We start from the raw sequence: 24,556 nt of genomic DNA on the forward strand, positions 1-24,556 counted from the left end.
TGCGCGGGTCGCATCGGGGAATCCAGTGGTCCAGCGACCACCAGGGACCCTCATGGGTTCGGGCTTTGAGCGCCAGTGAGGCAAAACGCAGGGACTCACGCAGGCGACGCATCATCGAGGCGGCGGCTAGGTGGCCGTAGTGGGCTTGGAACCGTAGCGCGACCAACTCATGCAGCTGGGTCCACGTCACTTCGGTGAGCGAAGCGGGAACGGGCATGCCCTTTGCGACAGCCCAGGCCAGGGCAGAGGCGACCTGGTTGAACTGACCCACCGTGATCTTCATGCCGTCCTGGAGTTGCCAACATGCCATCCAGGCCAGCTCGGTGCGCAAGCCTTCGGGGAGATCGTGAAGCTTCAGCAGGGCGCCGCTGGCGGAAACAACGCGGCTGCGCCAGTCCGCGATGCCGGGCCCGATGACCTCTCCGCGCCACTCGGGGGTGAGATCGGCCAGAAGCCTGTCCAGCGGGTGAGGCTCCTTGGAGAAAGTGCTGGGCAGTGGAGAGAGGTCACTGATCATGGGGCGCAGTTTCCGACCATGCTGCGCACCCGCGAACGTCTCTCTGCGGCCGTTGACGGTGTCGACGAATGGGCCCGCGTCGACGCCATCCCGACTCAGGAAGAAGTCACCCGGATCCGGCGGCTCATCAACCGGATCAAAGGCGACATCACCCAACTCTCCGCCGCTGAGCGGGCTCAGATCGACGACGCGGTCACCGTGATCCGCAAGCACCGTGCAGTCAACCTCGGGATGCCATCAGCTCGCCTCCGCCCGGCCTCACCCGCAAGCGAGGCCCTCAAATGACCATCTCCAAATCCACCCAGCCGACAGCAACGGGCTTCAGGACCGAAGCGATGATGAAAGGCCGGCAAGCCGACTCCGCCAGGCGCCGCCAGCGTGTGATCGCCGCCCTCAACAAAGCGATCACGGACGGCACACAGATCAGCGTGTCCGGCATCGCGCGCGCCGCGGCCGTGGACCGCACCTTTCTCTACCGACACCGCGATCTGCTCGAGAAGATCCACGCACTCGAAGCCGCCCCACCCACCATCAGCCAGGGCACCGGGCCGACCGTCACCAGGGCATCACTGCAAGCCGACCTGCTCGCTGCCCACGAACGGGCGGTCCGACTCAACGCCCGCGCCCAGCAACTCGAGAAACGCCTGTCCGAGGCGCTCGGCGAACAGGTCTGGCGCGAGTCCGGGCTCGGCACACCCACCGATGTCGACACGCTCAACGACAAGATCACCCATCTGGAGCAACAAGTCGTCGATCTACGCCTCCAACTCGAAGAACGCGACGAGGATCTGTCCGCCGCACGCGCCACCAATCGCGAACTCATGGCTCAGCTCAACCAGGCAACCGCTCGCCGGTGACCGGGGTCAGCCGAGATAACAGAAATTCCGGCCATGAGCGGATCTTGAACTCTCTGACCTGCGAAAATATCGAGGTAACGGGCTCCGTCGCGGGCCTCGCACCAGCCGTACTCTTGCTCTGAGGAGGCTATAACCGGTTGCGCGCCGACCTGGGCATGCTGCCAGAATTGGCGTGTGACCGCCTCCGCCGACCTGGAGTTCCTGGCCCGGCTGCTAGCAGCGTGGGGGTTCCCTCCGGACACGACGATCATCCGAGCCGAGCAGGGGACCAACAACCAGACATTCCTGCTTCGCCAGGGGGGCCTCCGATTCGTGCTCCGGGTCAGCCAGACCCAGTCCGCCGCGCAGGCCGGCGCCGAGCACCGGATCCTGCGGCGGCTACGGCCGGCCGGACTTCCCTTCCAGGTGCCTGAACCAGTCGCCGCACCCAGCGGGGACACGGTGATCGAGACCGCGGCCGGGCCCGCCACCGTCTGCCGGTGGATCCCCGGCGTGCAGCCCGACCTCACGGTCCCGACGGCACTCGAGCGCTTCGGCCGGGCTGCCGGGCTGCTCGGCGAGGCGATGCTGAGCGTGCCACCAGAAGATGGGCTGGGGGACTGGCGCGGTAATCCTCTGGCGCACCCCGCCGTGCCGCACGTCGGCGCCCTTTGCCGTCAGCTGCGCGCCGCCGGAATCAGCGCGGAGCGGGTCGCCCGCCTCGACGCCGTGGCGCGCCGCGTCGGGCAAGCGTGGCCTACGGGCGGCGGCGCACTGCCGACCCAGGTCATCCACGGTGACCTAGCGGCCTCGAACGTGCTGGTCGACGAGGACACCGGGGAGGTGAGCGGGCTGCTTGACTTCGAATTCGCCGGGGTCGGCTTCCTGGTCCAGGACATGATGGCGGCGCTGTTCTACAGCGGGGCCCTGGAGACGCGCGACTGGCAGCTCCGCACGGTGGCCTTCCTCCGCGGGTACGCCTCGGTCCGCCCGTTGGACGCCGCCGAGGCCGACGCGCTGCCCCGGCTCCTCCTCGCCCGGGCGGTCGGCAGCGCCCTGTCGCGGGGAGGCCGCTGGCTGAACGGGAAGGCACAGCTCGGCGAGGTCACCGACCGAATCCGCAAGCTGGAGGACACGACCCACTGGCTCGACGCCAACGGCGGAAAGCTCCGGTCACTCGCGGTCGCCAGCGGGCACCAGTGACTCGGAAGTACGGCTGGCGCGAGCCCCACGGCGGAGCCCGTTACCTCGATATTTTCGCAGGTCAGAGAGTTCAAGATCCGCTCATGGCCGGAATTCCAGTTATCTCGGCTGAACCCGGTGACACGCCGCCTCAGATCCTTGCACCACACCTGTCGTGATCGCTACCGTTCTTACCAACAGCCTCTGAGCTGCACAAACGCGAGGATCAAACCCTCCAGCGCCCGGGACGACCCCCAGAGAACAGCCCGGTCTCGGCCAGCAGCGCGAACAAGAAGCGGTCGCGTAAGTTGCCGTTCCACTCGCCCGTGGTGACGTCGAAGACGGCACACCCGTCCAAGATCGCCTGGACCTGCTGCGGCAACAGGAGCGGTGGTCGGTCCCGGCGCCTGGTGCGTCGTATCCGCACCAGGGAAGAGGGTGCGGGGCCACCGCGCCAGTCCAGGTGGGCCAGCAATCCGCGACTGGCGACTCGCCGCGGGGCGCCTTTGAGGAGTCGTTCGGCTACCGGCACGCTATTGACGGCCTGGTGCCAGCGATAGAAGGAGATCAGCGTAGCCAAGCGGGCTTCGAGCGTGCCGGCCGAAGGTCCTTCGCCAGACTCGCCGGGGATTGTTTTGGTGGTTCGACCATTCCGCAGCCACGACAAGAACGCGTTGAAGGATGGAACGCCCACCTGATCCCAGGCGTCGGCCTCACAGCGTTGCTCGAGGAACGTCCACCACTGAGCCAGGGCGGTGGCGTAGCCGCGAACGGTGTTGGGCGACCAGTCTGCACGGTGAGCTTCCAGCCACTCCTCGACCGGGCTCACGGTTCGATGTCCGGCATCTATCACCGTCCACGTACGCCGGCTGTTAGGAGGTTGCACCCTCAGGCTGTACGCCACAGCCGTCGATTCCTCTCGTCAACGAAGACCTGTGGACAAGAGAGCATCGACGATGACAGAGCAGCATCGATGGCGGTCGTCGTTTACGTCAAGTCGGCTGGCTGAGCTCCCCTCGATAAGGCGGAGCCCCCAGACACCCCGTGCCAGACACCAGCCGGTCACCCGACCTGCTCGGCCGCGCCCGGCGCGAGAGCTGCGTGGGTGAATGGATTCCCGAGCCGCTGCCCGAACGTATGGAGTGGTCGGGTGGCGCCACCGTTGACCCGGCCGATCACGTCACCCTCGACGAGTCGGTCAACATGGCCTTCCTCGTCGTGCTCGAATCGATGACCCCGGCCGAGCGCGTCGCGTTCATCCTGCACGACGTCTTCCGCTACGCCTTCGCCGAAGTGGCCGACATCGTCGGCCGCACGCAACCCCGACAAGCTCCGCCCAAGGACGACTGGCTGACGATCATCCTGCGGTTCGCCGATGATCCAGTTCCAGCTGGCGACCGTGGTGCGCATCAGGCGGGCGGCGGTTGACGGGTGGCTGTCGGCGCCCCAGAACAGGGTGAGCGCGCGACGGCAGTCGGGGCTGTCGACGGCGATCCAGGCGAGAGGAGCACGGGTAGCGGTATGCCGCGCGATGGCGGGGACTGACATGGGCTCGACACCGCCGATTCGATGGAGGAACAGTCCGGCCCCACCTGACCGTGGCGGACGGCTCATGGATAGGAGCGCGGGGTGAGGAAATCGGCCTGGGCGTCGGTTCGCTCCTCCAGGCGGCTGCCACGCGGCGGGGTGATCGTCATGATGGTGCTGCGGATGTCCAGGTGGAGGCGGTGCCATCGCCCGCGCGGGACGATGGCGGCGGTTCCGGCCAGCAGCCTGACCTCTTCCTCTTGCTGTCCCGGCTCTTCGGGACGCAGGTAGAGGCGCATCTTGCCGATGATGCAGGCCACGATCTCCTCGGCCTCGGGGTGGACCTGCCAGTGGTCGGCGTGGACGTCGGCACCGGTCTTGGCGTGGAAGGCCCTCAGGTGCCAGCCGTCCCGGCCGGAGTCCACGGGCCTGGTCCCGGCGTGAATCTTGCCACCTTGGTGGAGGTGGATACAGGACGCGAAGAGCTCGATCGGGGTCAGGGCCATGCCGAAACAACCTTCCTTGGGTGCGAGCCGATGTCATGCGCCGGTGCGACCATTCCACTGGCGGACGAGGAGCACATGCTGGTCGCGGCACCCGGCTGGGCAGCGGCGCGTCCAGAGACAGCCGGCGTCGGCAGCGGACGGACTCTGCGCCGCGCTCCCGGGACATCCCTCTGATACTTATGCCGAGCGTGCGGCCGGATGCGGGCGCCGACCCGGACGTCTGCGCGCTGCCCGCTCCTGGTAGCCGACGCTTTCTTCCTGCACACCAAGGCGGGCACATCCGGGGGAGAGCCGGGAACGGCTGTAGGAGCAACCACGTCGCCTCCTACAGCCGTTCCCGGCTTCGGCGGTCAGGCGGGGATCTCGGCGGTGGCGGTCAGGACCGCGCGGCCGAGAATGTGGCCGGTGATGGTGAAGCCGAGGTAGGCAGGGGTGGCCTCGGCCGGGACGCCGATGGTCTCGACGTCGAGGGCGTGCACCACGATGAAGTAGCGATGCGGGCCGTGCCCTGGCGGCGGGGCCGCGCCGATGAAATGCGCCGCGCGGGCGTCGTTGGGCAGTTGGTAGGCGCCCTCGGGGAGGCCCGAGCCGGTCTCGTCGCCCGCGCCCTCAGGCAGCTCGGTGATGGTGGCGGGGATGTCGGCCACCGCCCAGTGCCAGAACCCGGAGCCGGTCGGCGCGTCCGGGTCGTACACCGTCACGGCGTAGCTTTTCGTCCCCTCGGGGGCGCCGCTCCATGACAGCTGCGGAGAGACGTCCTTGCCGCCCGGGACGCCGCCGGACATGTGCTCAGTGGGCCAGGGAGCGCCGTCGGCCACAGTGGTGCTGGTGACGGTGAAGGAGGGCACCTCGGGGAGACGGGCAAAGGGGTCGTTGGTGCTCATCGCATTGTTCCTCTTCGGAGATGGTGGGTCAGTCAACACGCCGGCGTGGCAATCGTTCGGTTGCGGCAGGTGGCTGCTGCGCCGAGGGACGCCAACCGGACACAATCGACAGTAACACAGATAATCGATTATTCGCTGGACCGTCTATGCTGCAGGCATGACGCAGACGGCCGACACATCGACGAAGCAGATGCTCTCCGAGCGTGTTCACGCCCGGCTCCGGGAAGCGATCATGAGGGGCGAGTACGTCCCGAGCGAAGCACTCAAGCCGCAGGAGCTCGCCCAGCAGCACCAGGTCAGCCTGGCGGTCGTCCGCGAGGCCCTGGTACGGCTGGTCGGCGAGGGCATCGCAGTGCGGCTGCCCAACCGCGGCTTCGCGGTCCCGGACTTCTCCGATCGCCGCTGGCAGGAGATCGCCGAGGCACGCCGCACTATCGAACCGGTCATGCTGCGTCTGGCGATCGAGCGCGGCGACCTCGACTGGGAAGCACGGGTGCGCGCGGCCCACCACCGGCTGGTCCGCACCCCGGCGTACGTGCCGGAGGAGGGCGAGTACTACAGCAGCGTGTGGTCCGAAGTCCACCGCCTCTTCCACCGGACCTTGCTGGAGGGATGCGGCAACCCTGTGCTGCTGGACACCTTCGACAGACTGTGGACCGCCAGCGAACTGGCCCGCCGCTGGTCGGCCCACCGCACACCCGACCGCGACGGCGCCGCCGAACACCGCCGTCTGGAGGAGGCAGCCCTCGCCCGCGACCCCGACACCGCCGCCGAAGTACTGGCCAAGCACTTGACCCTTACGGCCGTCGGCCTGACCTCCTGCTCCCGCGACAGACAGAGGGAAGGACTTTGACACCCATCGCTGTACGGCGCCACCTCATTCCCTGGACGATCTCCGAAAGCGGAGACCACCCCTGAACAGGACGGCTGCGAGCGCAGCCGGAGGCTGATGACGGCGGCGGCCGACGCCGAGCCCGCGCGGAGGTCCCAAGCGCCCGACCTACCAGGCGATCGAGGAGCTCGGCGACGCCGCCTGTATGGGAAGAAGGCCGTTCGTTGCCGCCACTGATTTCGCGGCGGTGAACTAATCTGCGTTCAGCCCCGGCTCGTGGCCAGGAGTTCGCGTCCGCGCTCCGGCGTGATCAGTCGTGCGGCCCTGTGGTCGGCCAGCAGGACGATCGGTGTGAGATGGTTCATGCATGGGCTGAAGCGCCACCCCGTCCCGCTGCCCGGCTCGCCGTCGACCGTCGAGCCTGTGGCGATGGGTCGTTCAGGAGCCCTTGACCAGCGTGAACGCACCACGGGTCAGCCCCAGTTGCTCCGAGATCGTCCGTGCCCCGTCGAACGGGATCTTCGGGTTGATCGCCAGGGTCGTCACCACGAACGACCTCCCGTCCGCCGTCCTGGCGAGGTGGCCCAGGTCGTGCACCCCGGGCTCCGACCCGCCCTTGAACCAGACGGACGGCCACTGTGCCTTGTCCAGCGCGAGCCCTGCGTCGTAGACCGACAGGGCCTCGCCGACGCGCTTGTCGGGCAGCATCGAAAGCCGGGCGAAAACCTGGCACACCTGGGCGGGAGAGGCGTACCACTCGAGCGTGTCCAGCTCGCGCGGCGCGGTCCACCCGGCGATGCGGGACAGCGGCACTTCGGCGACCACCCTGTCCAGGTACGTCCGTTGCCCGGCCGTTCCGAGCGACAGGTACTTGTTGGTGTGCCGCGGATAGTCGGCCCCCTTGAGCACGAACATCTCCCGCGTGGTGAGCAGGGGCGTGTTTCGCTTGTCGCGGGCGCCCCAGGCCCGCGCCGTACGCTCGACGTACTTGCGGCCCGCCTTGTGGATGAGCAGGTCGGCGGCGGTGTTGTCGCTGATGGAGATCATCAGCTTGGCGGCTTCCAGCACCGACACCTTGCTGTTGTCTGGGCGGTTCTGCAGTTCGCCCGACCCCAGGCTCTTCAGCTCCGGTGTGATCGTGAGCTGGGTGTCCCACCCGAACGCCCCGCTCGCGATGCGCTCGGCCACGGCCCCCAGCACGTATAGCTTGAACATGGAGCCGAGCGGGCGCGCCGTGCCGGGGGCGACGGCGTGCACGGGACGGCAGGCCCCATCCTTGGTCACCTCGGCGGCGATGAAGCCCGCCTGCGGCGCGAGCTTGCTCAGCCGCTGGTCCAGTTCCGCCCAGTCTTTGGGGGCTGGGGCGATGTGCTGGCTGAACCGCAATCCGTCGATGAGGCCGGCGCCGTCCGTCGTGAGCGACAGGTTGAACAGGACAGCGGCAGCCTCGACCGTGGCGATCAGCAGGGTGCTCTCCGACCTGGTGAGCTCCTGGAGCCGCATGCCCTTGAAAGCGGTCAGGGTCTGGTTGAGCTGGTCGGCGGGGAAGTCTTGGAGGAAGTCGACGGCGAAGTGCTCCTTCAGCTCGCTCTCCGGGATCGGCGGGCGGCTGGCCGCGTCGAGCAGCCAGCGTAACTGCTTGCCCGCGGGCGTGTCGGGGATCTCGGGAGCGGCGACGGCGACGGCCGTGGCCCGAACCGGCGCGGCCTGGCCCACGCAGACCGCCGTCATCGTTACCACGGCGGCCGCTGCCAGGAAACGGATGGGCTTCAACGAAGTGATCAAGATAAGGCTCCTTCTGATGAGGGTGGCGCCTCTTGGGCAATCGCGACAGGCGGCGGGCCACCAACCGAGCCGCCGTTCTTGCTGGTGAGGACGGGCGTACACATATGCGGGGCAAGCTCTGGCCAATCGGCTGGCGCGCGGTCGTGTGCTTGGCGACGACGCGGCGCGCGGCGGGCAGGGCGTCTCCCGCCGGCTGGTAGAGGCTCCGGCGTGGCGCTCTCCCTGCAGAGTCTGGCTCCCAGGTGGGGATGGCTATCCGCTGCGCTCCAGCCGGTCGAGTATGAAAGAGACGGCCCCCGGGGCGCGACCTGTCGCCTTGACGATCTCCAGCACCCAGTGTGTGTCTAATGGGGCCATCAGGCCTCGATCACGTTCACGGTAGCGGGGTGATCTGCAGTTCCTGCGTCTCAAGCGTGATGGGGTCCCTCCGTGATCTGCCGAAGTATGGACGTGTAGTCCTGGAAGGCGTTGCGCCCTTCGTCGGTCAGCGCCAGCCAGGTCCGGGGACGTTTGCCGACGAAGCCTTTCGTCACCCGCACGTAGCCGGCCTTCTCCAGCGTGTTGATGTGCTTGGACAGCAGCGAGTCGCTGACCTCGATCGTGTCCCTCAAAAAGGCGAACTCGACCGTTTCCGCCGCCGCGAGCAGGGCCATGATGGACAGCCGCACCGGAGCGTGGATGATCTCGTCGAGCGCGTGCCGTGGATGGCTCACCGGTCACCCGTGGAGCGGAACACGCGCACCGCGCCGTACAGCGGAGGAGCGCTCGCGACCAGCGCGACCAGTACACCGGCCACCGCACGCAGGGGGCCCGGCTCCTGCGGGTGCAGGAACATGTTGTAGAGCGCCGCGACCACGGTCGTCCCCACGAACGCGTAGGTGACGGGGAACGCGAGCCGGGACAGCAGCCGGTCGTAGACCCGCTGGCGGGAGATGTAGATGAACCCGGCCACGGTAAGGGCGCCGAGCGCAAGATTGACGTAGCTATACACCGTTTCGGGGCCGAGCAGCATGGCCAGCCAGCAGCCGGTGCTCCCCAGCCACATCCCCAGGAAGAAGTACGCGCCCCGTCGGGTGGCCTTCCGCACCGCACCCTGCGCGCGGTCCACTTCACGAAGTGCGGCATCAGCTGACATGTCATCATGTTCCGGCATGTTTCCTCCTGATCATTTATTTGACTCTTAGGAGAGTACTCAACTAGCGTTCAAGTGTCTAGAGGTGAATGGATAAGCCCAGATGGGACCGGCCGATCTATTAGCGGGCCTGGCCCGCCGCGGGGAGCGAGGTATGACACCCGCCCCACGTTCAACGCCTCGGCAGCGGGTGCGCCTGGGGTGATTACGACTGCTGCGTGAACTCGTGGAAGGGGTGAAGCCCGTCAGCGACATCGGCCCGGGTATAGGGCCGTGTTTTCGGGCCAGACGCCCCCAGGAACACAGCTTTCCTAGGCAGCCTCGGCCAAGTCGGTGAAGTCGACCTGGGGTAGGTCGGCCAGCTGCGCGGCCGCGCCGCCGGCCCGCTCCACCACCTGGCGGACCGACCCCATCCCCGCCGCCTGCATCCGCACCGCCTTGACCAACACCTGGACCGCGGCCCCGAGATCGGCCCTGTGGTCAGATGCCTCGGTGTCCCCACCGGCCTCAGTACTGCCGCCGGCGTCGGTGTCCTCGCCCACATCACCGACCTGACCGGTCATGGCCGTCAGGGCCATCATCACCGTCTGCGCGGCCGCGGCCTCCGCCACCTCGACCGGCCCGCCCGGCACCAGGCCTGCAGCACTCCCCGGTAGGTGCCGATCAGGTTCTCCACCACCTGCCGTTGCCGCTGATGGATCTCCTCCAGTTTGGCCTTGGCCTTCTTAGCGGTGGCCGCCATCCGCTTGCACAACATCTCGGCCAGGTCATCACGCGCCCGCGCCTGGGCGGTGTGCACCAGGCACACCAGCAGCGCGACCCGGCTTCTTCAACCGGTCCAGATCGCTTTAGCCGCCCGGCCCGACCACCAGCAACGCCTCGATGCGGGCCCGGTCCTCGGCGTTCAGTCGCCGCCAGATCGTCTGGAAGATCTGCCCGTTGACCTGAGTGCGGATCGTCGACTCCATGCTGTCCAGCGTCGAGAACGCCGGCAGCTCCAACCGTGCCTGCGCCAGCCGCTCCAACGCCACGTTGATCAGATCCGGCGGATGGTTCTTCACCCAAGCCGCCCAGGTCATCGCCTTGGCCGCGATCTTGCGGGCCTTGCCGGGCGCGTAGGCCACCCCCTCCCGTCGGCGTACCAGCACCCGATGAGACTCCGCCGTACGCGGCGACGCATACACCGGCGCGACGTCCTCACCCACCTCCAGGCAGCGCCGTATGTGCTCCACCACCACGGGCGGCATCTCGCGGGCCTTGGCGAAGCGGCCCAGCCGCTGAAAACACTTGAGCGCGAGCGTCAGCGCCAGCAGGTGCTCATCGGTGTCGGTCTTCTCCCGCGCCCACACCAGCTCCTCGGCCGAGGGGGAGTAGAAGAGGTACAGCTCGCGCGTCATCATCAAGCGCGGGAACACCCGATAGGCGGTCCGCTCGACGGACGTCACCGCACGTGCCTCCCGGCTCAGTTTGTTGCCGCACTCGGTGCAGATGAGCCGGTCGTAGGCGGCGTCCACCACTCGCCAGAGGTGCCTGTTGGGCTCGTCGATCACCATCTCGGTCATCCAGGGCGGTCAGGGTGCCGAACTCCTGCGCGACGAACTCCCGCCATCCCGATTCGACGATTTCGTCAACGAGCCCGGTGCATCCCTCGCAGTCAGGCGCTCCGGCAGGTTCCCACTGGTCGCATTCCCTGCACCGCCGCATCCTCGAACGGTACTCACCGCCCCAAGACGAACTCCACCCGATTTGTGCCCTCGTGACGAGGTGGGGTCCCGGTAGGAATGGAACGGGAAATCGGTGTTGCTGTCAAACTTTTTGACAGCTGATCGGCTCTCGGTCGTTTCCCCAGATCACGCACTCGCTCTGGTGGACCGTGGTGATCATCACGGTGCCGCCGATCGAGATCCGCTTGGTTCGGGTGACCGTGCAGCAGTTCGGCAGGGGCTGGGGCGGTGCGGGGCGCGGGACCTCGGCGGCGGGCCGGAACACCAGGGCGTCGTCCGCCAGCTCGCGCGGCGTGATGCCGAGCGCGGCCGCGAGGGTGCGGCGCCGGCTCTTTCGGGGCCTCGTCGGTTCATCGCCCAAGGATGCCCGTCAAGACGCCTGGCAGGGCGCGCTTTCACCCGCCCGCGCGTGCGGCTTCTACCAGGTGTCGCTGCTGCCGAAGCTGAGCTGTACGACGACCAGCTGCAGGAGGCCGGAGGCGCCCGCGGCGCGGAACTGGCCGGGGTGGGCGAAGGGGCCGGTGATCTGGAGAACGGCACCGTGGTTGCGTGCGGCCCGTCGCCATTCCCGGATCACGGGCAGCAGCCCGGTGAACCACGGCAGGCCGCCGGGCCGGGTCACCGTCAGCTGCTGCCCGTCCGGTTCGAGTACGGCGGCCCAGCCGGGGTGGGGCCGGTCCGGCCCGCCCAGCCGTCGGCGGCGAGCACCGGCAGACCGGGCTGACCGGTCGGTTGCGGATAGAAGACGGCAGGTCAGCCGGATGCGGGCCGCAGATTGTTCATGAGCAGGCCGAGGGCGAACTCGAAGCGGTCGTGTCCGGTGCCGGAGATCAGCTCGGCGGCATGGCGTCGAGTCTGTGGGAATTTCTCGGCAGGCAGTGCGGTGAAGCGGTCCAACAACTCCTCGTGGCTGAGCACCCATTCCTGATCCTGGTGCCGGCGCCGTTGCTGGACCAGCGACTGCTCCAGTGCATAGGCGCTGACGTAGAGGGACAGCGCGTCGCGGGCCCATCCGGCCGTCCTCGGTTCGATGCCGCCCGCGAGCAGGATCGCCAGGATCCCTTCGCCGACCCGCAGCGTTTCCAGGTTGGTCGACACCATGGCCAGCGCGGCGCGCGAGACTCCGGGGTATTTCAGGTACAGATCGCGGATCTGTGTGTACACCGCGAGCAGCTGCTCGCGCCAGGCAGCCGGGTCCGGTTCGGGGAGCACGACCTCGGCGTAGAGCCTGCCGATCAGCAGATCGTCGATGTCGTCCTTGTTGACGATGTGCGCGTACAGCGACGACGGACCGGTGCCGAGTACGGCGGCGACCCGGCGGATGGTCAGCGCGTCATACCCCTCGCTGGCGACGACTTCCAGGGCGGCGTCGGTGATCCGTTCGACGGTGATCGGCTTCTTGCGTGGTGCCGACGCGGCGACCTCCGCCGCAGGTTGGGCGTGGCGAGCTGCGCGGCGTTGGCGGGGATCGGCGGACATGCCGACCACTATACCTTGACACGATCTAAGTTCGTTAAGTAGAACTTAGATCGTCAGGACGAACTAAGTTCGCATCGATGTTCCGGAGGTGTGTGATGCGAGTTTCCGTTGTCGGAGCCGGTCTGGGAGGTCTGGCTCTCGCGCAGGGTCTGCGTGGTGCCGGGATCGAGGCCGACGTGTTCGAGCGCGACCCGGGGATCGTCGCACGGTTCCAGGGCTACCGGCTCGTGCTGAACCAGACCGGTTTCCAGGCGGTGCGCGACTGCCTGCCGACGCGCTGGCACCCGCTGCTGGGCGAGATCGTCATGGACGCCTCTGCCGAACAGCTGATCCTGGACCCGCAGCTGAACGAGATCGGCAGGCTCGGCGCGGGCCGGACCGGCATCGTGGTCGACCGGCAGGTGCTGCGACACCTGTTGCTGACGGGCCTGACCGTGCACACCGATGCCGCGCTGACCGGCTACGACGTGATGGCCGACGGCAAGGTCCAAGCCGGGTTCGCCCGCCGCGACCCGGCCACCGCCGACCTGCTCGTCGGCGCGGACGGCGTCACCTCCGCAGTCCGCGCGGTGCTCTCGCCGCAGACCACCCCGACCGACACCGGCGTCCGGTTCGTCATCGGCCGCACCCCGCTGACCGACGAGTTCGCCGGCCTGTCCAAGGCCTACGGCTCGAAGATCACGGGCGACGGCGTCAGCCTGCTGCTCGGCGCGATGCGCTTCCGTACCCCGCCGAAGCAGGCCGCCGAGCAACTGGCCCCCGAAGTCACGCTGCCCGACATCGGCGACTACGTGCGCTGGGCCATGATCCTGCCGCCGAACGGCTCGCTGGGGGACCTGACCGCGCAGGACGCCGTGCTGTCCAGGATGGAAGGTTGGCACCCACAGCTGCGCGCGCTGATCGAGCAGGCCGACGCGGACAACAGCACGCTGCTGTCCATCCGGGTGGTCAAGCCCGGTGAGCGCTGGGCGTCCGGCCCGGTCACGCTGCTCGGCGACGCGATCCACGCCACCTCCCCGACCGGCGGCAACGGCGCGAACACCGCGCTGCGCGATGCCGACCTGCTGCGCCGCTGCCTGATCGAGGCCAACGAAGGCCGCCAGGATCTGCTCAGCGCGGTCGACGACTACGAGCGGCAGATGTTCGAGTACGGCGCCGAGGCCGTGCGCAGCAGTCTCGAGAAGCTGCCCGCCTTCGCCCCCGAAGCGAAACTGTCCTGAGGCCGAAGTTCACCTTGTGCGCACGACCGGACCCGCCCGGTCGTGGACATGAACGGCGTCGTACAGGTGCTGGTGCTGGTCGTGCATCCGGCGATGCCTAACCCGGCAATCCCGTCCGGCCGTCGCGCTCGGGCTGGTCAGGCCGCGGCCCGGCACTCGGGTACCGCCGTCGGGGACTCCGCCGACCCCTCGACGAACGACAACGTGTTCCCGCTGGTCAGCGGCTCGGACACGTTCAAGGCCGTGGCCTTGTTGACGGCTTCGCGGACCCGTGATGGTGGCCGGTCAAGCCCTCTGCCAAACGCGCCGGGAACCGTGCGGCGGCAGCGCTGTGAGGCCGTCGCGAAAATGGTGGCGGCCGGTTGGGTCAGCGCATCACCGAGCCTGAGGACGTGTTCGACCGCGAGGTCCTGCGAGACGCTCCCGCAGCGCCCCCTCGGTTGAGCTGTCCAACATCCTTACCCTGCAGACCCATCCCGGCGCCCTCCCATAGCCCCAACCAGCTACGACGCTGGTCCGCGATCCCTTTCTGGCGTATTCCGGCCGTCCCCCGTCTTGAGCAGGTTGCCCGGATGCGGCTCGCCGTGCAACAACTGCTCGCGGGCTTCCCCGCTGCCAATCGCGGTGCTCAGGCTACTCAGTGTGTTGCTGAGGAGTTCCCGGTCGGGGCCGAGCAGCGCTGGAGTCCGCTCTCGGTCGGCCACCTCTCTCAGCGCGCCGGCGACTCGCTCGGTGACGTGTGGCGCCCCCAGATCTACCTGGCGCAGGGCGGCATGGTGCCGCATGAGCGCGTCTGCATAGTGGGCCGGCGCGATCTCTGATCCCGCAGGTTCGTAGTAGGTCCAGAACGAGATGGCGAAGTCATCACGCAAATAGACTCGGGGTTCGGCCCGAGGCTCAAGCTCAGCCACCGGACCATCGACCTCGGCGAGACGGCGAGCAACCTCTACTTCGAACTCCGAGCCGGCTCGATGCGCTGAGGGTGCGACCCGCACAAGAACATCGCAAGGGACCAGGCGCAACGCGATGCGGTCCGAGTTGTGGATGACGACCGCATCGTCGACCTGAAGGCCCAGCGCAGAAGCAGTCGCCCCCGCGGCCTCGACCGCGCGACGGACTTCCGACGCCTCCATACCGTCCTCCCTCAATCTTTGAGTACACGTCTGGGGACCACAACGACGTCGTCACACATGCCAATCCTCCAAAACCCAGCCAAGCCGGACCCGGACGCCCTACCAGCAGCCATGAGCCTCACCTGTCTGTCGCCACCACATTCACCGTTCCCGCGGCGTCAGCCGGGTACTCTGCGGGCGTCTTGACAGCGCCTGGTAGGTCCGCAACGCAGTCCGGGGTGCCGTACGCGGGCGTGGCGGCGCCGCAAAGCCGTTCGGGAGGGAGTCATGGTGACGCCGAAGCGAACGGATCAATCCTCCGGTTTTGCGTGAATCGGTCCGCAGGGAGACGGTCCTATTCCAGCCCATTGTCACATGATGCGATCACGAGCACACTCACGGTCAGTCATTCCCGGGGCGTCTTGGAACACCGTGAGAGGAGCGAGGGATGACCGTCCCCGTGAGCATCGACAACAGGATCGGACAGGTGACCACCGAACGCTACGACCAACTGGTCACCGAGGCACGCGAACTGGTCGACACGATCTCCAAGGCCCAGTTCGCCATCGGCGACAAGATTCTTGAGATCGAGCCTCTGCACCAGGCCAGCAACATCGCGTCGGTCCAGGAAGACGCCGGCGTGGAGGCGTCGATGCGCCGCTGCGCCGAGGACATCGGGATCAACTTCTACACCCTCAAGCCCCACCGCTGGGTGTCCTCGCGCTGGCCGGTCGAACACCGCCAGCCGGGCGTCTCACACACTGTCCACACGATCCTCGCCTCCCTACCGGACGAGGCCCGGCGGTGGGAGCTGACCAAGAAGGCGCCGCTGGACGAGCGCATCGGCCGGCATCGCTGGACCCCGGACGCCGCCAAGCGCGTGGTCGGCTTCCAGGTCGACCACCCCTTCACCGTCAAGGAGAAGGGGTGCGCGCGACTTTCGAGTCGCTGGTCACCGGCCAACAGCGGCCCTCTCGCCGCTGCACTATTTCGCCCGGGCTGTCCGCACCCAGCCCCCCTTCTTCCTCACCTTCTTAGACAGAACGGGTCCAGCCATGCGCCGACGCCGCTACCCGTCCGACACCAGCGCCGCCGAGTGGGCGCTGATCGAGCCCCTGCCTCCGCCGCCAGCTTGCCAGAGCCCTTATGGCGGCCGCCCCGAGGTGCATCCGCGCCGGGAGATCATCGCGGCTACGATGCCGGGAAGAAAATCAACGGGACGAAACGGCACATAGCGGTCGACACGCGCGGGTTGCTGCTGCACGCGATCGTCACCCCGGCCAACCTGCCGGACCGGGCCGTTGCCCGTGACATGCTCCACCCCCAGCTCACCCTGGTCTGGGCCGACTCCGCCTACAGCGGCGAGCTGGTCGAATGGGCCCGCACCCGCCTCCGCCTGACCCTCAAGATCGTCTCACGGCCGCGCGATGCGAGCGGATTCGTCGTATTACCCCCGGCAGGGGGAGACCGCAGTTCGCGCACGTCCGAGCTGCCGCGCGCTGGCCCACGCCGCCGATTGTCGCAAGCCGATATGTTGATCGCTGTTACTCCCTGGACACGGTCGCGAGACCCTGAGGCTTCGAGGAGGGGGACCAGGGCCGGGGTGAATGGCATGGCCGGTCTGTTGTTCAGAAGCGGAACATCTCGGCGAACCGGCTGAGTAGCACGGGATCGCCTTCTACGCGCACGCTGCCGTCGTGGAGTACTTCGCTTGGGGTCTTGCTGCCACTCATCAGTTCGCGGATAGGGTGGCCGGTTAGCCGTTCGATGACGAGGTGGGGGGCGGGGTGCGGGCCGATGCCGACCGTGAGTATTCCATCGATGATCTGCAGGCGGAGCGTGAAGTCGCCCATGCGGACCTCGTAACCGATGGTGATTCCTAGGGCTGCTTCCGGCCGGTAAGTGGTGCGGAAGGACATGGCGACCGATTCGGCGGTGACGAGCTCGCCGGGGCGAGGCTCTCTGAGCGTCCGCGCGCCCCAGCGGCCCAGCGCGATGAGCGCCGGTTCGAGGTCGCGTCCGTAGTCGGTGAGCTCGTAGACGACTGCGCGTTCGGGATGCGGGAGCGCGCGACGGGTGGCCAGTCCTGTCTCTTCGAGTTGTTTGAGGCGGGCCGACAGGATGTTGGTCGGGATGGCGGGCAAGCCCTTGCGCAGGTCCGTGAAGCGCTGGGCCCCGGTGAGCAGATTGCGGATGATCAGCATGCTCCACCGTTCGCCGACCATCTCCATCGCGCGGGCCAGGCCGCAGAACTGTCCGTACTCCCGAGACGCCATGATGCAGATCTTACCGCATGCTTCAGTTGACAAATCGTACTTGCAAAAGACAAGCTTGCTGCTCGCAGGTCCTCCCACGGAATGGAGAAACGCATGTCGTTCCAGGCATATCTCGACAACATCGAGGACAAGACCGGACTGGCTCCACGTGAGTTCATCGCTCTGGCGAAGGAACGCGGCTTCGACGAACCGTCCGTGAAAGCCGGAGTGATCATTGACTGGCTGAAACAGGACTACGACCTTGGACGTGGACACGCGATGGCGTTGGTGCACGTGATCAAAAAAGGGCCGAAGATCGACGCCAAACACGTCGGCAGCTCGGGTTCCCATCGCGATGAGTCCGACACGCTATGGCTGGACGGCAAGAACAACCGGCCCTGACGAGTTGACCCGGTAACCCGCGAATCTCGCCTAAAGCCAGCGCTCCTCGTCGATGCCCTATATCCCCTTGAGCGACACGTTCATCCCCAAGGCGAGCGTCCACGAACAGCCAGTCCAAGATCAAGAGTTCAGGAACAGGCACTAAGAACTCCTAACAAAAAGGATCTTGGAATAGGTTGATCACCTCTGCGGTTTGATCACGGCGTGAGGAAGGGTCAACAGCTTCCGTGGATCGTGTCCGATGAACTGTGGGCGCGGATCGAGCCCTTGCTGCCGGTGGTGCTCCGGCGAGCTGACCACCCTGGCCATATACGTCTGGATGACCGGAAGGTCCTGTCGGGGATCTTGTTCGTGCTCTACACCGGGATCCCGTGGGAGTTCCTGCCTCAAGAGTTGGGCTTCGGCTCCGGCATGACCTGCTGGCGGCGCCTACGCGACTGGCATGAGGCCGGGGTCTGGCAGCGGTTGCACGAGTCGCCGCTGTCCGAACTGCACGCCGCCGGGGCGCTGGACTGGTCGAAGGCGGCGGTGGACGGCTCCCACATCCGAGCGCTCAAAGGCGGCCCAAAACTGGACCGAGCCCGGTCGACCGTGCCCGAGCAGGCTCCAAGCACCATCTGATCACCGAAGCGCACGGTATCCTGACCGGCGGTAACCGCGACGACGTCACCCAGCTCATGCCGCTGATCCAGGCTGTCCCGCCTGTCCGTGGCCGGCGCGGGCGACCCCGGCAACGTCCCGACACGATCTACGCCGATCGCGGCTACGACCATGACAAGTACCGCAAGCAGGTCCGAGCAGCCGGGATCACCCCGATCATTGCTCGCCGCGGTACCGAACACGGCTCCGGCCTGGGCGTACATCGGTGGGTGGTCGAGCAAAGCCTCGCACTCCTGCACTGGTTCCGACGTATCCGTTGGGAAATCCGCGACGACATCCACGAAGCCTTCCTCAGCCTCGCCTGCGGCATCATCTGCTGGCGCCGGCTGGTCAACCTCCCAAATGGCCGTGGCTGCTTCTGCTGACCGCCCTCGGTCGCCGGTTTGGATTAGTTGTGTGGAATGCTGTCCGCCCCAAGGGAAGGGCGGATCATCGTGCACGGGATGGGCGAAACGAGTACGGCGGAGCGGTACCGAAAGTTCGGGGAGATGGAGGTCCGGGGTCACTCACCCAGCTACGGGCAGCTATGCATGGGCGTCGGCGCCGACGCCGAACTCCTGGCCCTGATCGATACCCTGCCCGCGGCCAAACGACAACCCAACCTCCTGTTCGGCGCGGTCCGGTTCCTCGGCGGTCCAGTGCATGATTTTGGGGCGTTTCGCATCTGGGTGCTCAAGCATTGGGCGGAGGTCAGCTCCGAGATGCTGGCCCGCAGCACCCAAACCAATGAGCCGGGCCGGTGTGCGACGCTACTGCCGCTTCTGGCGCGCCTGCCGCAGCCACTGGCATTGATCGAGGTCGGCGCCTCGGCCGGACTGTGCCTGTTCCCGGACCGTTACACCTACCGCTTCGATGACCGACCCGCTCTGGGTCCGGCCAGCCCAGTCATGCTGACCTGCCGGACCAGCGGAGCGGTACCGATCCCGCAGCAAGTGCCGTCGGTGGTGTGGCGGGCCGGGATCGACCTGGACCCCCTCAACGTCGCCGATGCCGACCATCTGCGCTGGCTGGAGGCGCTGGTCTGGCCCGAGCAGCAAGATCGGCTGGCACGGCTACGCGCCGCGACTCAGATCGCGCGCGCCGAACCGCCCCACCTCGTTCAGGGTGATCTGAATGCCACCATCGCCGACCTGGTTGGACAGGCCCCGCCGGACGCCACGCTGGTCGTGTTCCACAGCGCGGTTCTGGCCTACTTGCCGCAGGACGAACGCGATCGGTTCGTCGAGACGATACGTGGCTTGCCCGCCCGGTGGATCTCCAACGAGGCGCCCAGCGTAATACCTAGCGTGGCCGCTCGGCTGACCCGTAGCCCATCGACCGACCGTAGCGCGTTCGTCCTGGCCCTGGACGAAGAGCCGGTCGCTTTTACCGGACCACACGGGCAGTTCCTGGACTGGTTGCCAGAATGAAACCGATTTGCTCGCTGAGCAAATCGGGATGCCGCCTGCACCTCCTCAATGCCGACAGGAGACCGTTGCCCCTTCCTCACAGTGAGACACCGCGGGGGACCTATTCCAAGATCCGTTTTGTTAGGAGTTCTAAGGAGTAATGATCGACTACCGGCAGAAGCACACCGCCGACTGGCTCCAGTACTTCGCCTACCGCGCCGCCCGGCCGCTGGCCGCCGGTGTCAAGTGCGCGGTCTACTGGCTGGACGAGGGGGTGGTCGCCAAGGTGCATCAGTCCGGACGCGACCTGCCTGCCGGAGATTGACGTGCTCCTCACGGTGCTCCGCGGCCTCGCCGCCGTTCCGGGGACCGAAGCCATGCGGCGCCTCACGGTCCAAGGCGATGACCGGCCGCTTTGGCGGGGCCACACCCGCTTCCCCGACGCCCTCGCCGCTGTCGTCGATCGTTATCTGGGGTTGTCAAGCGAACCTGCTGGTCAGTCGCACGAAGGTCGCTAAGGCACGTAGATCTCAGCATGCCGAGCATGGTGGGGTCCGGCGCGAAAGTTTTCGAGCGCGTGGAGAGGTGATCGATCCGCGATGGGCCGTTGCGATGAGGCGTCGCAGTGCCGCGTGGGCGGGTGGGCCCCACGTGGCCTTGCCGTCTGGCCGGCCGTGGACACCGGCGTCGCCGATGTGGAGGCTGACGAAGGTGCGGATCACAGCCCATCCGCGGGCGCGGCGCAGGGTTGCGGCGTCCGGGTCCGGCTGGTAGGCGCCATAGGGGGTGCGGCCGAAAAAACGGGCCGTGGTGACCGGGCTTGGACTGACCAGATCATTCCGTCACGGGCAGGCACTCGGCGAGCAGGTCGACGACGTCGCGCCAGGCTCGCTGCGCGTGCCGTGGGTGGTAGCCGACGCCGGGGACCACGGGCTGGTCGACCGGCGGGTGGTGGAAGGCGTGCAACGCGCCGCCGTAGACCACGAGGCGCCAGTCGACGCCCGCGGCCTGCATCTCGGCGGTGAACGCGTCCCGTTGCGCGGGCGGCATGATCGGGTCTTCCGACCCGACCCCGGCCCACACCGGGCAGCGAATGCGTGCCGCCTCGCCCGGTCGGCCCGTGGTCAGTGCGTTGACTGTCGCGATCGCGCGCAGGTTGACGCCGTCGCGCCCGAGTTCCAGACCGATGGCGCCCCCGGTGCCGTAGCCGACGGCGGCGATCCGGTCGGGGTCGGTCCGCGGTTCGGCGCGCAACACGTCGAGCGCCGCGTGGCCGATGCCCCGCATCCGGTCGGGGTCGGCGAGCAGCGGCATGCAACGGGCCAGCATCTCCTCGGGGGCGCCCAAGTAGCGCCCGCCGTGGAGGTCGAAGGCCAGCGCTACGTATCCCAGCTCGGCGAGCGCATCGGCCCGGCGGCGCTCGACGTTGCTGAGCCCCGGGCCCTCTGGTCCGAGCAGCACCGCGGGCCGGCGGTCGACACCGGCCGGGAGCGCGAGGTGCCCGATCATCGTTAGGCCGTCGGCCGGGTACTCGACCGTGCGCGTTGTGATCGTCGTCATGAGACCAGGACTGTAGTGATCGTCGAGCCCGGTCGGGCCGGTGTTCACCGCTGGCAGAGTTCACCGCTGGCAGAATGGGGTCCCGGTATCCAACGAACCCTTCTCTGACCTGGCTCTTCATAAAGGCGGTCCAGCGCGCCCGGGTCGTCCGGGAGGCTGAGGGCGGTGAGCACGTCCGCCCGGACCGCTGCCCACGCCGCGCCTTCCAAGAGCCTGGCCTGGGGATTGCGGTGGAGGCGTTCGCGTAGATTTCGCGGCGCTTGAGATGGCGGTAGAACTGCTCCAGAACGCAGAAGGTAAGGCGTGCCGGTTCACCGAGCCGTCCTCGTGGGCGGGGTGGCCGAACACCAGGCGCTTCCATGGGCCAGTTACCACGGATGCCTCGATCAGGCGGGTCGGGATCAGCGGCGCGGTCAGTCGGCTGCGATTCACGTCCCGGCAGCACCGAGGCTCTCGGACGAGGACCGGCGCGGCCTGGCCGCCCTGTTCTGGTCGAACGTCAACCCGTACGGCACTTCCGCCTGGACATGGACAAGCGCCCCGCACCCGCCGGACACCGCCGACCGACCGTTCACGAAGGCACGAACGTGACCGCGGATGCGGTCGAGTTCGTGCCTGGCATCGGCGCAGGGCCCTTACTTGCTGTGCACGATCTGGATCAGGTTGCCGCAGGTGTCGTCCAGGACCGCTGTGGTGACCGGGCCCATCTCCAGTGGCTCTTGGGTGAAGCGGACCCCGAGCTCGCGCAGCCGGTTGAACTCCGCAGCCACGTCCTCCACGGCGAAGGAGGCGGCCGGGATGCCGTCCTTGACCAGCGCCTCCTTGTACGGCTTCACGGCGGGATGGCCATCGGGCTCCAGCAGCAGTTCGGTCCCGTCGAGGTCTTCCGGTGAGACCACGGTGAGCCAACGGTCCTTGCCCAGCGGGACCTCGGTCTTCTTCACGAAGCCGAGCACGTCGGTATAGAAGCGCAGGGCCTTGTCCTGGTCATCGACGAAGACGCTGGACAGGTGGATCTTCATGGGGTACCTCCGGTGTGTCGGGGCTTGAGCCACCGGGTCACGATGTGCTCAAGCGGTTCGGTGTTCAGATCGTGGAATTTGTAGCGGCCCTGGCGCCGCGAACGGACCAGCCCCGCGGACTCCAGTACGGCCAGGTGCTGGCTGATCCCCTGGCGGGACAGCTCCAGGCCGTGCTTGGTCACCAGCCGTGTGCAAATCTCGAACAGGGTCTGGCCGTCCCGTTCCACCAGCTCATCGAGGATGCGCCGGCGGGTGGGGTCGGCCAGGGCCTTGAAGACATCCTCCGCCATACCCCCATGATAGGCAAGTCGTGACTTGCCTATCATGTTGAGGTCTCTGCGCCCGAACCCGCTCGGCCTGGGGCTATCGGAGCCAGCGATCGAGACGTTCTGGCCCGACGACGAGGAGACGGCGGCCGCCTGCCGCTGCTCCTTCAACGAGGTCGTGGGCCGCCAGTTGCTGAAGCGCTTGCGCACGACAGTCGCAGGTTTGGAACTGGAGGACCGCAGCCGGCAAGCGTTGTCGTCTGGCCGCGGCGCTCGGGACGCGTGCCATGCAGTCCACCGGAGCGTTGTACCGGATCACGCGGTGGCGGATTCGACCCGGGGGTGCGGACGCAGCGCGGGCCACTGACCCGCCTGCGGGGCGGGGGAGTCGGTGGCGAGCGGAAGGATCTTGCGCCGCCGCCTGCTCATCCGCTGGGGCTGACTCCGTGGCCGCACAGCTCCACGGTGCCGCCCAGACTCAGGTAGAGGACCTGTCCGCCGCGCTTCAGAACTCGCCGGGTGCGTCGTCGTCCTCGGGGGGCGGCGTTCCAGGCCTCCATCCGCGCCCGGGCCTGGCTCACCAGGTCAACCTGGTCCAGGACGATGCCACCGGACTCGGTCTCCCGCTCGGCGTCGAGCACCCGTCGTACAGGCTGAAGCGGCCGTACGAGATCGGTACCTCGTCCTCGACGCCCATGTAAGGCGAGCAAGCCAACCGCGGCCGCCGTGCCGAACTGCCGGTGCTCTCGATCAGACAGGTACAGCAGCCGCTCAAAAGCTCAGTCGACGCCTGCTCATCGGGGCATGATCGAGGGCCGCACCTCCGGGCAGCGGACCCCGTTGGCCGGGACCGACTGCGAGATCAGGTAGCGGTCGATCGCGCCCATAGTGCACTCGCTCCGGCCGTACACGCTGTGCCCCGAGCCCTCGTACGTGAGCACGCGGGCCTCGGCGCCGATCTGCTTGGCCGTGCTGAGGGTCCACGGGTAGCCGGTGGCGGGGTCGTTCAGCGAGGAGGCCAGCAGGATGGGCGGGGTGGCGTCCACACGCAGCCGGTGCTGCGGGTTGGGAATGGGCGTGGGCTGCCCCAGGCAGTCGGCGATCCGGCCCAGCGCGGGCGGGCTGTACCTCATGTCCCTGGCCGGCGGCGCCTGCTGGCGCAGGAGTGAGGCGTACTGCGTGTAGTCGGCGACCGGCAGGTGGAAGTCCTGGCAGAACACGGGCGTACTGACCCTCACCTCCTCGTCCTTCTCGGCACTCGCCGCCGGGTACGGGCCGCCGGTGTCGATGGCCACCAGCATCTGGGCGAGTTCCGCCCAATTAGGGTTGTAGAGTCCGGCGAACGCTGTGTCCACCAGCTCGTAGGCGCCCAGGGGTACGTCCGGCAGACCCGGCTCGTGAAGCTCCCCGCGGTCGGCCCGCTCAAGAAGCCTCTTCCAGAACGCCCGGATGTCCTTGCCGTTCAGCGCGCACGACGCCGTTGCCTCACACCAGGTGACGAACTGGTCGAACGCCCCCGCCGTTTGGGTGGCTGTGGTGCTCAGGTAGCTCGCGGTGTTCACGCTATGGTCGAAGTTCGAGTCGAGCGCGAGCGCCCTGACCTTGCCGGGGAAGCGCTCGGCGTATGCCTGGCCGATCAGGGTGCCGTGCGAGACGCCGTAGTAGGTGAGCTTGTCGTCGCCCAGCGCCGCCCGAAGAGCCTCCACGTCACGTGCGACGTCCAGCGAGCTCACGCGGTCGTACAGCGGTCCGGTGCGCGCCCGGCAGTCCTCCCGCAGGCGCTGGTTGAACGACACCCAGGCGTCCATGTCCGCCTGATTCTTGATGAGCGGGTGTGGACGTTCACGCACCAGGGCCGCCGAGCAGACCACCGGGTGGCTGCGTCCCACCCCGCGTGGGTCGAACCCGACGACGTCGAAGCGGCCGCGAAGCTCGGAGCTGAAGTAACTGCTGCCGTGCACCACGAAGTCGACACCGGAGCCGCCCGGCCCGCCGGGGTTGACGACCAAGGAGCCGACCCGGGAAGCCGGGATGGCGGCCTTGCGCCGGGCCACCGCCAGGTCGACGGTGGCGCCGCCGGGGGTGTCCCAGTCGATGGGCACCTTCAGCGTGCCGCATTCGGCGGTCGTGTCCTCGGGGCACGGTGCCCAGCTGATCGTCTGCGAGGAAGTGGCGGCACTGGCGACGCCTCCTGGGATCAGGCTGATGACCAGGGACGAGACGGCTGCGAGCAAGATATGACTCTTCATACGATCCTTCGTGGTCGA

General features: G+C 67.6%; 29 protein-coding genes and 2 pseudogenes. 12 read left to right on the forward strand and 19 right to left on the reverse strand.

What is annotated here, in order from left to right; translation table 11 throughout:
* Positions 1–535: 535 nt before the first annotated feature.
* The 3 genes from ABT294_RS25700 to ABT294_RS25710 all read left to right on the forward strand — a co-directional run bounded on the left by ABT294_RS25700 (position 536) and on the right by ABT294_RS25710 (position 2,556).
* Positions 536–802: a hypothetical protein gene (locus ABT294_RS25700; RefSeq protein ID WP_350808803.1), complete on the forward strand. Its 267-nt coding sequence runs from the start codon at positions 536–538 to the stop codon at positions 800–802.
* Positions 799–1,374: a DUF6262 family protein gene (locus tag ABT294_RS25705; protein ID WP_350808804.1), complete on the forward strand. Its 576-nt coding sequence runs from the start codon at positions 799–801 to the stop codon at positions 1,372–1,374. The genes ABT294_RS25700 and ABT294_RS25705 overlap by 4 nt, the downstream gene beginning before the upstream one ends.
* Before the next feature lie 174 nt (positions 1,375–1,548).
* On the forward strand, positions 1,549–2,556 hold the full coding sequence (locus ABT294_RS25710) for a phosphotransferase enzyme family protein (RefSeq protein WP_350808805.1): 1,008 nt from the start codon (positions 1,549–1,551) through the stop codon (positions 2,554–2,556).
* Positions 2,557–2,761: 205 nt separating this feature from the next.
* On the opposite strand, the gene ABT294_RS25715 is transcribed toward ABT294_RS25710, so the two are convergent.
* Complete coding sequence (locus ABT294_RS25715) at positions 2,762–3,364, reverse strand: site-specific integrase (protein ID WP_350808806.1); 603 nt, start codon at positions 3,362–3,364, stop codon at positions 2,762–2,764.
* Between the two features lie 272 nt (positions 3,365–3,636).
* On the opposite strand from ABT294_RS25715, the gene ABT294_RS25720 reads away from it, so the two are divergent.
* Positions 3,637–3,963, forward strand: coding sequence for a sigma-70 family RNA polymerase sigma factor family protein (locus ABT294_RS25720; RefSeq protein WP_350808807.1), 327 nt, complete (start codon positions 3,637–3,639; stop codon positions 3,961–3,963).
* Positions 3,964–4,145: 182 nt separating this feature from the next.
* Here the strand turns inward: ABT294_RS25720 and ABT294_RS25725 are convergent, their stop codons facing one another.
* Together ABT294_RS25725 and ABT294_RS25730 are read right to left on the reverse strand one after the other, a co-directional pair.
* Positions 4,146–4,568: a cupin domain-containing protein gene (locus ABT294_RS25725; protein ID WP_350808808.1), complete on the reverse strand. Its 423-nt coding sequence runs from the start codon at positions 4,566–4,568 to the stop codon at positions 4,146–4,148.
* Between the two features lie 350 nt (positions 4,569–4,918).
* Positions 4,919–5,452 carry a YbhB/YbcL family Raf kinase inhibitor-like protein gene (locus ABT294_RS25730; protein ID WP_350808809.1) on the reverse strand — a complete coding sequence of 178 codons (534 nt, stop codon included), beginning with the start codon at positions 5,450–5,452 and terminating at the stop codon, positions 4,919–4,921.
* Positions 5,453–5,609: 157 nt separating this feature from the next.
* On the opposite strand from ABT294_RS25730, the gene ABT294_RS25735 reads away from it, so the two are divergent.
* Positions 5,610–6,305: a GntR family transcriptional regulator gene (locus ABT294_RS25735; RefSeq protein ID WP_350808810.1), complete on the forward strand. Its 696-nt coding sequence runs from the start codon at positions 5,610–5,612 to the stop codon at positions 6,303–6,305.
* A gap of 417 nt (positions 6,306–6,722) precedes the next feature.
* On the opposite strand, the gene ABT294_RS25740 is transcribed toward ABT294_RS25735, so the two are convergent.
* From ABT294_RS25740 to ABT294_RS25780, 9 genes are all read right to left on the reverse strand, one after another.
* Positions 6,723–8,069, reverse strand: a complete 1,347-nt coding sequence (locus ABT294_RS25740) for a serine hydrolase (RefSeq protein ID WP_350808811.1) — start codon at positions 8,067–8,069, stop codon at positions 6,723–6,725.
* 407 nt (positions 8,070–8,476) lie between these two features.
* Positions 8,477–8,782, reverse strand: a complete 306-nt coding sequence (locus ABT294_RS25745; protein ID WP_350808812.1) for a winged helix-turn-helix domain-containing protein — start codon at positions 8,780–8,782, stop codon at positions 8,477–8,479.
* On the reverse strand, positions 8,779–9,204 hold the full coding sequence (locus tag ABT294_RS25750) for a hypothetical protein (protein WP_350808813.1): 426 nt from the start codon (positions 9,202–9,204) through the stop codon (positions 8,779–8,781). The genes ABT294_RS25745 and ABT294_RS25750 overlap by 4 nt, the downstream gene beginning before the upstream one ends.
* 308 nt (positions 9,205–9,512) lie before the next feature.
* Positions 9,513–9,812, reverse strand: coding sequence for a hypothetical protein (locus ABT294_RS25755; RefSeq protein ID WP_350808814.1), 300 nt, complete (start codon positions 9,810–9,812; stop codon positions 9,513–9,515).
* Positions 9,782–10,000, reverse strand: coding sequence for a hypothetical protein (locus tag ABT294_RS25760; protein ID WP_350808815.1), 219 nt, complete (start codon positions 9,998–10,000; stop codon positions 9,782–9,784). The genes ABT294_RS25755 and ABT294_RS25760 overlap by 31 nt, the downstream gene beginning before the upstream one ends.
* A gap of 49 nt (positions 10,001–10,049) precedes the next feature.
* Positions 10,050–10,763 (reverse strand): DUF4158 domain-containing protein, encoded by a 714-nt coding sequence (locus tag ABT294_RS25765; RefSeq protein WP_350808816.1) that lies wholly within the window; start codon positions 10,761–10,763, stop codon positions 10,050–10,052.
* A 244-nt stretch (positions 10,764–11,007) separates the two neighbouring features.
* The gene (locus ABT294_RS25770) at positions 11,008–11,286 is read right to left on the reverse strand and encodes a hypothetical protein (protein WP_350808817.1); all 279 of its coding nucleotides are present in this window, start codon (positions 11,284–11,286) and stop codon (positions 11,008–11,010) included.
* A 57-nt stretch (positions 11,287–11,343) separates the two neighbouring features.
* Positions 11,344–11,547: a hypothetical protein gene (locus tag ABT294_RS25775; protein WP_350808818.1), complete on the reverse strand. Its 204-nt coding sequence runs from the start codon at positions 11,545–11,547 to the stop codon at positions 11,344–11,346.
* Positions 11,548–11,678: 131 nt separating this feature from the next.
* On the reverse strand, positions 11,679–12,404 hold the full coding sequence (locus ABT294_RS25780) for a TetR/AcrR family transcriptional regulator (protein WP_350808819.1): 726 nt from the start codon (positions 12,402–12,404) through the stop codon (positions 11,679–11,681).
* Between the two features lie 95 nt (positions 12,405–12,499).
* Between ABT294_RS25780 and ABT294_RS25785 the strand changes: the two genes are divergently transcribed.
* Complete coding sequence (locus ABT294_RS25785) at positions 12,500–13,624, forward strand: FAD-dependent oxidoreductase (RefSeq protein WP_350808820.1); 1,125 nt, start codon at positions 12,500–12,502, stop codon at positions 13,622–13,624.
* 503 nt (positions 13,625–14,127) lie between these two features.
* Here ABT294_RS25785 and ABT294_RS25790 read toward each other — a convergent pair.
* Positions 14,128–14,757, reverse strand: a complete 630-nt coding sequence (locus ABT294_RS25790) for a phosphotransferase (RefSeq protein WP_350808821.1) — start codon at positions 14,755–14,757, stop codon at positions 14,128–14,130.
* A gap of 631 nt (positions 14,758–15,388) precedes the next feature.
* Here ABT294_RS25790 and ABT294_RS25795 point away from each other — a divergent pair.
* Positions 15,389–15,649 (forward strand): annotated as a pseudogene (locus ABT294_RS25795) (DUF6192 family protein); the annotation flags it as partial.
* Positions 15,650–15,791: 142 nt separating this feature from the next.
* Positions 15,792–16,189, forward strand: a pseudogene (locus ABT294_RS25800) (transposase); the annotation flags it as partial.
* A gap of 175 nt (positions 16,190–16,364) precedes the next feature.
* On the opposite strand, the gene ABT294_RS25805 reads toward ABT294_RS25800, so the two are convergent.
* Entirely contained in the window at positions 16,365–17,012 is a 648-nt protein-coding gene (locus ABT294_RS25805; protein WP_350808822.1) for a winged helix-turn-helix transcriptional regulator, read from the reverse strand.
* A gap of 93 nt (positions 17,013–17,105) precedes the next feature.
* Here ABT294_RS25805 and ABT294_RS25810 point away from each other — a divergent pair, with 93 nt between their 5' ends.
* The 4 genes from ABT294_RS25810 (at position 17,106) to ABT294_RS25825 (ending at position 19,766) form a co-directional block, all read left to right on the forward strand.
* Positions 17,106–17,393 carry a DUF4287 domain-containing protein gene (locus ABT294_RS25810; RefSeq protein WP_350808823.1) on the forward strand — a complete coding sequence of 96 codons (288 nt, stop codon included), beginning with the start codon at positions 17,106–17,108 and terminating at the stop codon, positions 17,391–17,393.
* A 204-nt stretch (positions 17,394–17,597) separates the two neighbouring features.
* Positions 17,598–18,418 (forward strand): IS5 family transposase gene (locus ABT294_RS25815; protein ID WP_350808824.1). Its coding sequence is split into 2 segments (ribosomal slippage): positions 17,598–17,958 and positions 17,958–18,418, totalling 822 coding nucleotides; the frame shifts between segments, so codons are not numbered across the junction.
* Positions 18,419–18,496: 78 nt separating this feature from the next.
* The gene (locus ABT294_RS25820; protein WP_350808825.1) at positions 18,497–19,462 is read left to right on the forward strand and encodes a DUF2332 domain-containing protein; all 966 of its coding nucleotides are present in this window, start codon (positions 18,497–18,499) and stop codon (positions 19,460–19,462) included.
* Positions 19,463–19,601: 139 nt separating this feature from the next.
* Positions 19,602–19,766: a hypothetical protein gene (locus ABT294_RS25825; protein WP_350808826.1), complete on the forward strand. Its 165-nt coding sequence runs from the start codon at positions 19,602–19,604 to the stop codon at positions 19,764–19,766.
* 509 nt (positions 19,767–20,275) lie between these two features.
* Here ABT294_RS25825 and ABT294_RS25830 read toward each other — a convergent pair.
* From ABT294_RS25830 to ABT294_RS25850, 5 genes are all read right to left on the reverse strand, one after another.
* Positions 20,276–21,001, reverse strand: a complete 726-nt coding sequence (locus ABT294_RS25830; RefSeq protein WP_350808827.1) for a dienelactone hydrolase family protein — start codon at positions 20,999–21,001, stop codon at positions 20,276–20,278.
* Positions 21,002–21,636: 635 nt separating this feature from the next.
* Positions 21,637–22,023: a VOC family protein gene (locus ABT294_RS25835; RefSeq protein ID WP_350808828.1), complete on the reverse strand. Its 387-nt coding sequence runs from the start codon at positions 22,021–22,023 to the stop codon at positions 21,637–21,639.
* Positions 22,020–22,313, reverse strand: coding sequence for an ArsR/SmtB family transcription factor (locus ABT294_RS25840; protein WP_350808996.1), 294 nt, complete (start codon positions 22,311–22,313; stop codon positions 22,020–22,022). Before ABT294_RS25840 ends, ABT294_RS25835 begins: the two co-directional genes overlap by 4 nt.
* A 401-nt stretch (positions 22,314–22,714) precedes the next feature.
* Positions 22,715–22,930 carry a hypothetical protein gene (locus ABT294_RS25845; RefSeq protein ID WP_350808829.1) on the reverse strand — a complete coding sequence of 72 codons (216 nt, stop codon included), beginning with the start codon at positions 22,928–22,930 and terminating at the stop codon, positions 22,715–22,717.
* Between the two features lie 153 nt (positions 22,931–23,083).
* A complete protein-coding gene (locus ABT294_RS25850) occupies positions 23,084–24,538 on the reverse strand; it encodes an alpha/beta hydrolase (protein WP_350808830.1) in 1,455 nt (484 codons plus the stop codon).
* Positions 24,539–24,556: the final 18 nt, after the last annotated feature.

Source organism: Nonomuraea sp. NPDC000554, from assembly GCF_040300065.1.
Classification (GTDB): Bacteria; Actinomycetota; Actinomycetes; order Streptosporangiales; family Streptosporangiaceae; genus Nonomuraea.

Coding starts and splice junctions, on each gene's coding strand:
- ABT294_RS25700 (WP_350808803.1), top strand. CDS start 536: ATGCTGCGCACCCGCGAACGTCTCTCTGCGGCCGTTGACGGTGTCGAC.
- ABT294_RS25705 (WP_350808804.1), top strand. CDS start 799: ATGACCATCTCCAAATCCACCCAGCCGACAGCAACGGGCTTCAGGACC.
- ABT294_RS25725 (WP_350808808.1), bottom strand. CDS start 4,568: ATGGCCCTGACCCCGATCGAGCTCTTCGCGTCCTGTATCCACCTCCAC.
- ABT294_RS25730 (WP_350808809.1), bottom strand. CDS start 5,452: ATGAGCACCAACGACCCCTTTGCCCGTCTCCCCGAGGTGCCCTCCTTC.
- ABT294_RS25735 (WP_350808810.1), top strand. CDS start 5,610: ATGACGCAGACGGCCGACACATCGACGAAGCAGATGCTCTCCGAGCGT.
- ABT294_RS25750 (WP_350808813.1), bottom strand. CDS start 9,204: ATGTCAGCTGATGCCGCACTTCGTGAAGTGGACCGCGCGCAGGGTGCG.
- ABT294_RS25765 (WP_350808816.1), bottom strand. CDS start 10,763: ATGACCGAGATGGTGATCGACGAGCCCAACAGGCACCTCTGGCGAGTG.
- ABT294_RS25780 (WP_350808819.1), bottom strand. CDS start 12,404: ATGTCCGCCGATCCCCGCCAACGCCGCGCAGCTCGCCACGCCCAACCT.
- ABT294_RS25785 (WP_350808820.1), top strand. CDS start 12,500: ATGCGAGTTTCCGTTGTCGGAGCCGGTCTGGGAGGTCTGGCTCTCGCG.
- ABT294_RS25790 (WP_350808821.1), bottom strand. CDS start 14,757: ATGGAGGCGTCGGAAGTCCGTCGCGCGGTCGAGGCCGCGGGGGCGACT.
- ABT294_RS25805 (WP_350808822.1), bottom strand. CDS start 17,012: ATGGCGTCTCGGGAGTACGGACAGTTCTGCGGCCTGGCCCGCGCGATG.
- ABT294_RS25810 (WP_350808823.1), top strand. CDS start 17,106: ATGTCGTTCCAGGCATATCTCGACAACATCGAGGACAAGACCGGACTG.
- ABT294_RS25820 (WP_350808825.1), top strand. CDS start 18,497: ATGGGCGAAACGAGTACGGCGGAGCGGTACCGAAAGTTCGGGGAGATG.
- ABT294_RS25825 (WP_350808826.1), top strand. CDS start 19,602: ATGATCGACTACCGGCAGAAGCACACCGCCGACTGGCTCCAGTACTTC.
- ABT294_RS25830 (WP_350808827.1), bottom strand. CDS start 21,001: ATGACGACGATCACAACGCGCACGGTCGAGTACCCGGCCGACGGCCTA.
- ABT294_RS25835 (WP_350808828.1), bottom strand. CDS start 22,023: ATGAAGATCCACCTGTCCAGCGTCTTCGTCGATGACCAGGACAAGGCC.
- ABT294_RS25840 (WP_350808996.1), bottom strand. CDS start 22,313: ATGGCGGAGGATGTCTTCAAGGCCCTGGCCGACCCCACCCGCCGGCGC.
- ABT294_RS25850 (WP_350808830.1), bottom strand. CDS start 24,538: ATGAAGAGTCATATCTTGCTCGCAGCCGTCTCGTCCCTGGTCATCAGC.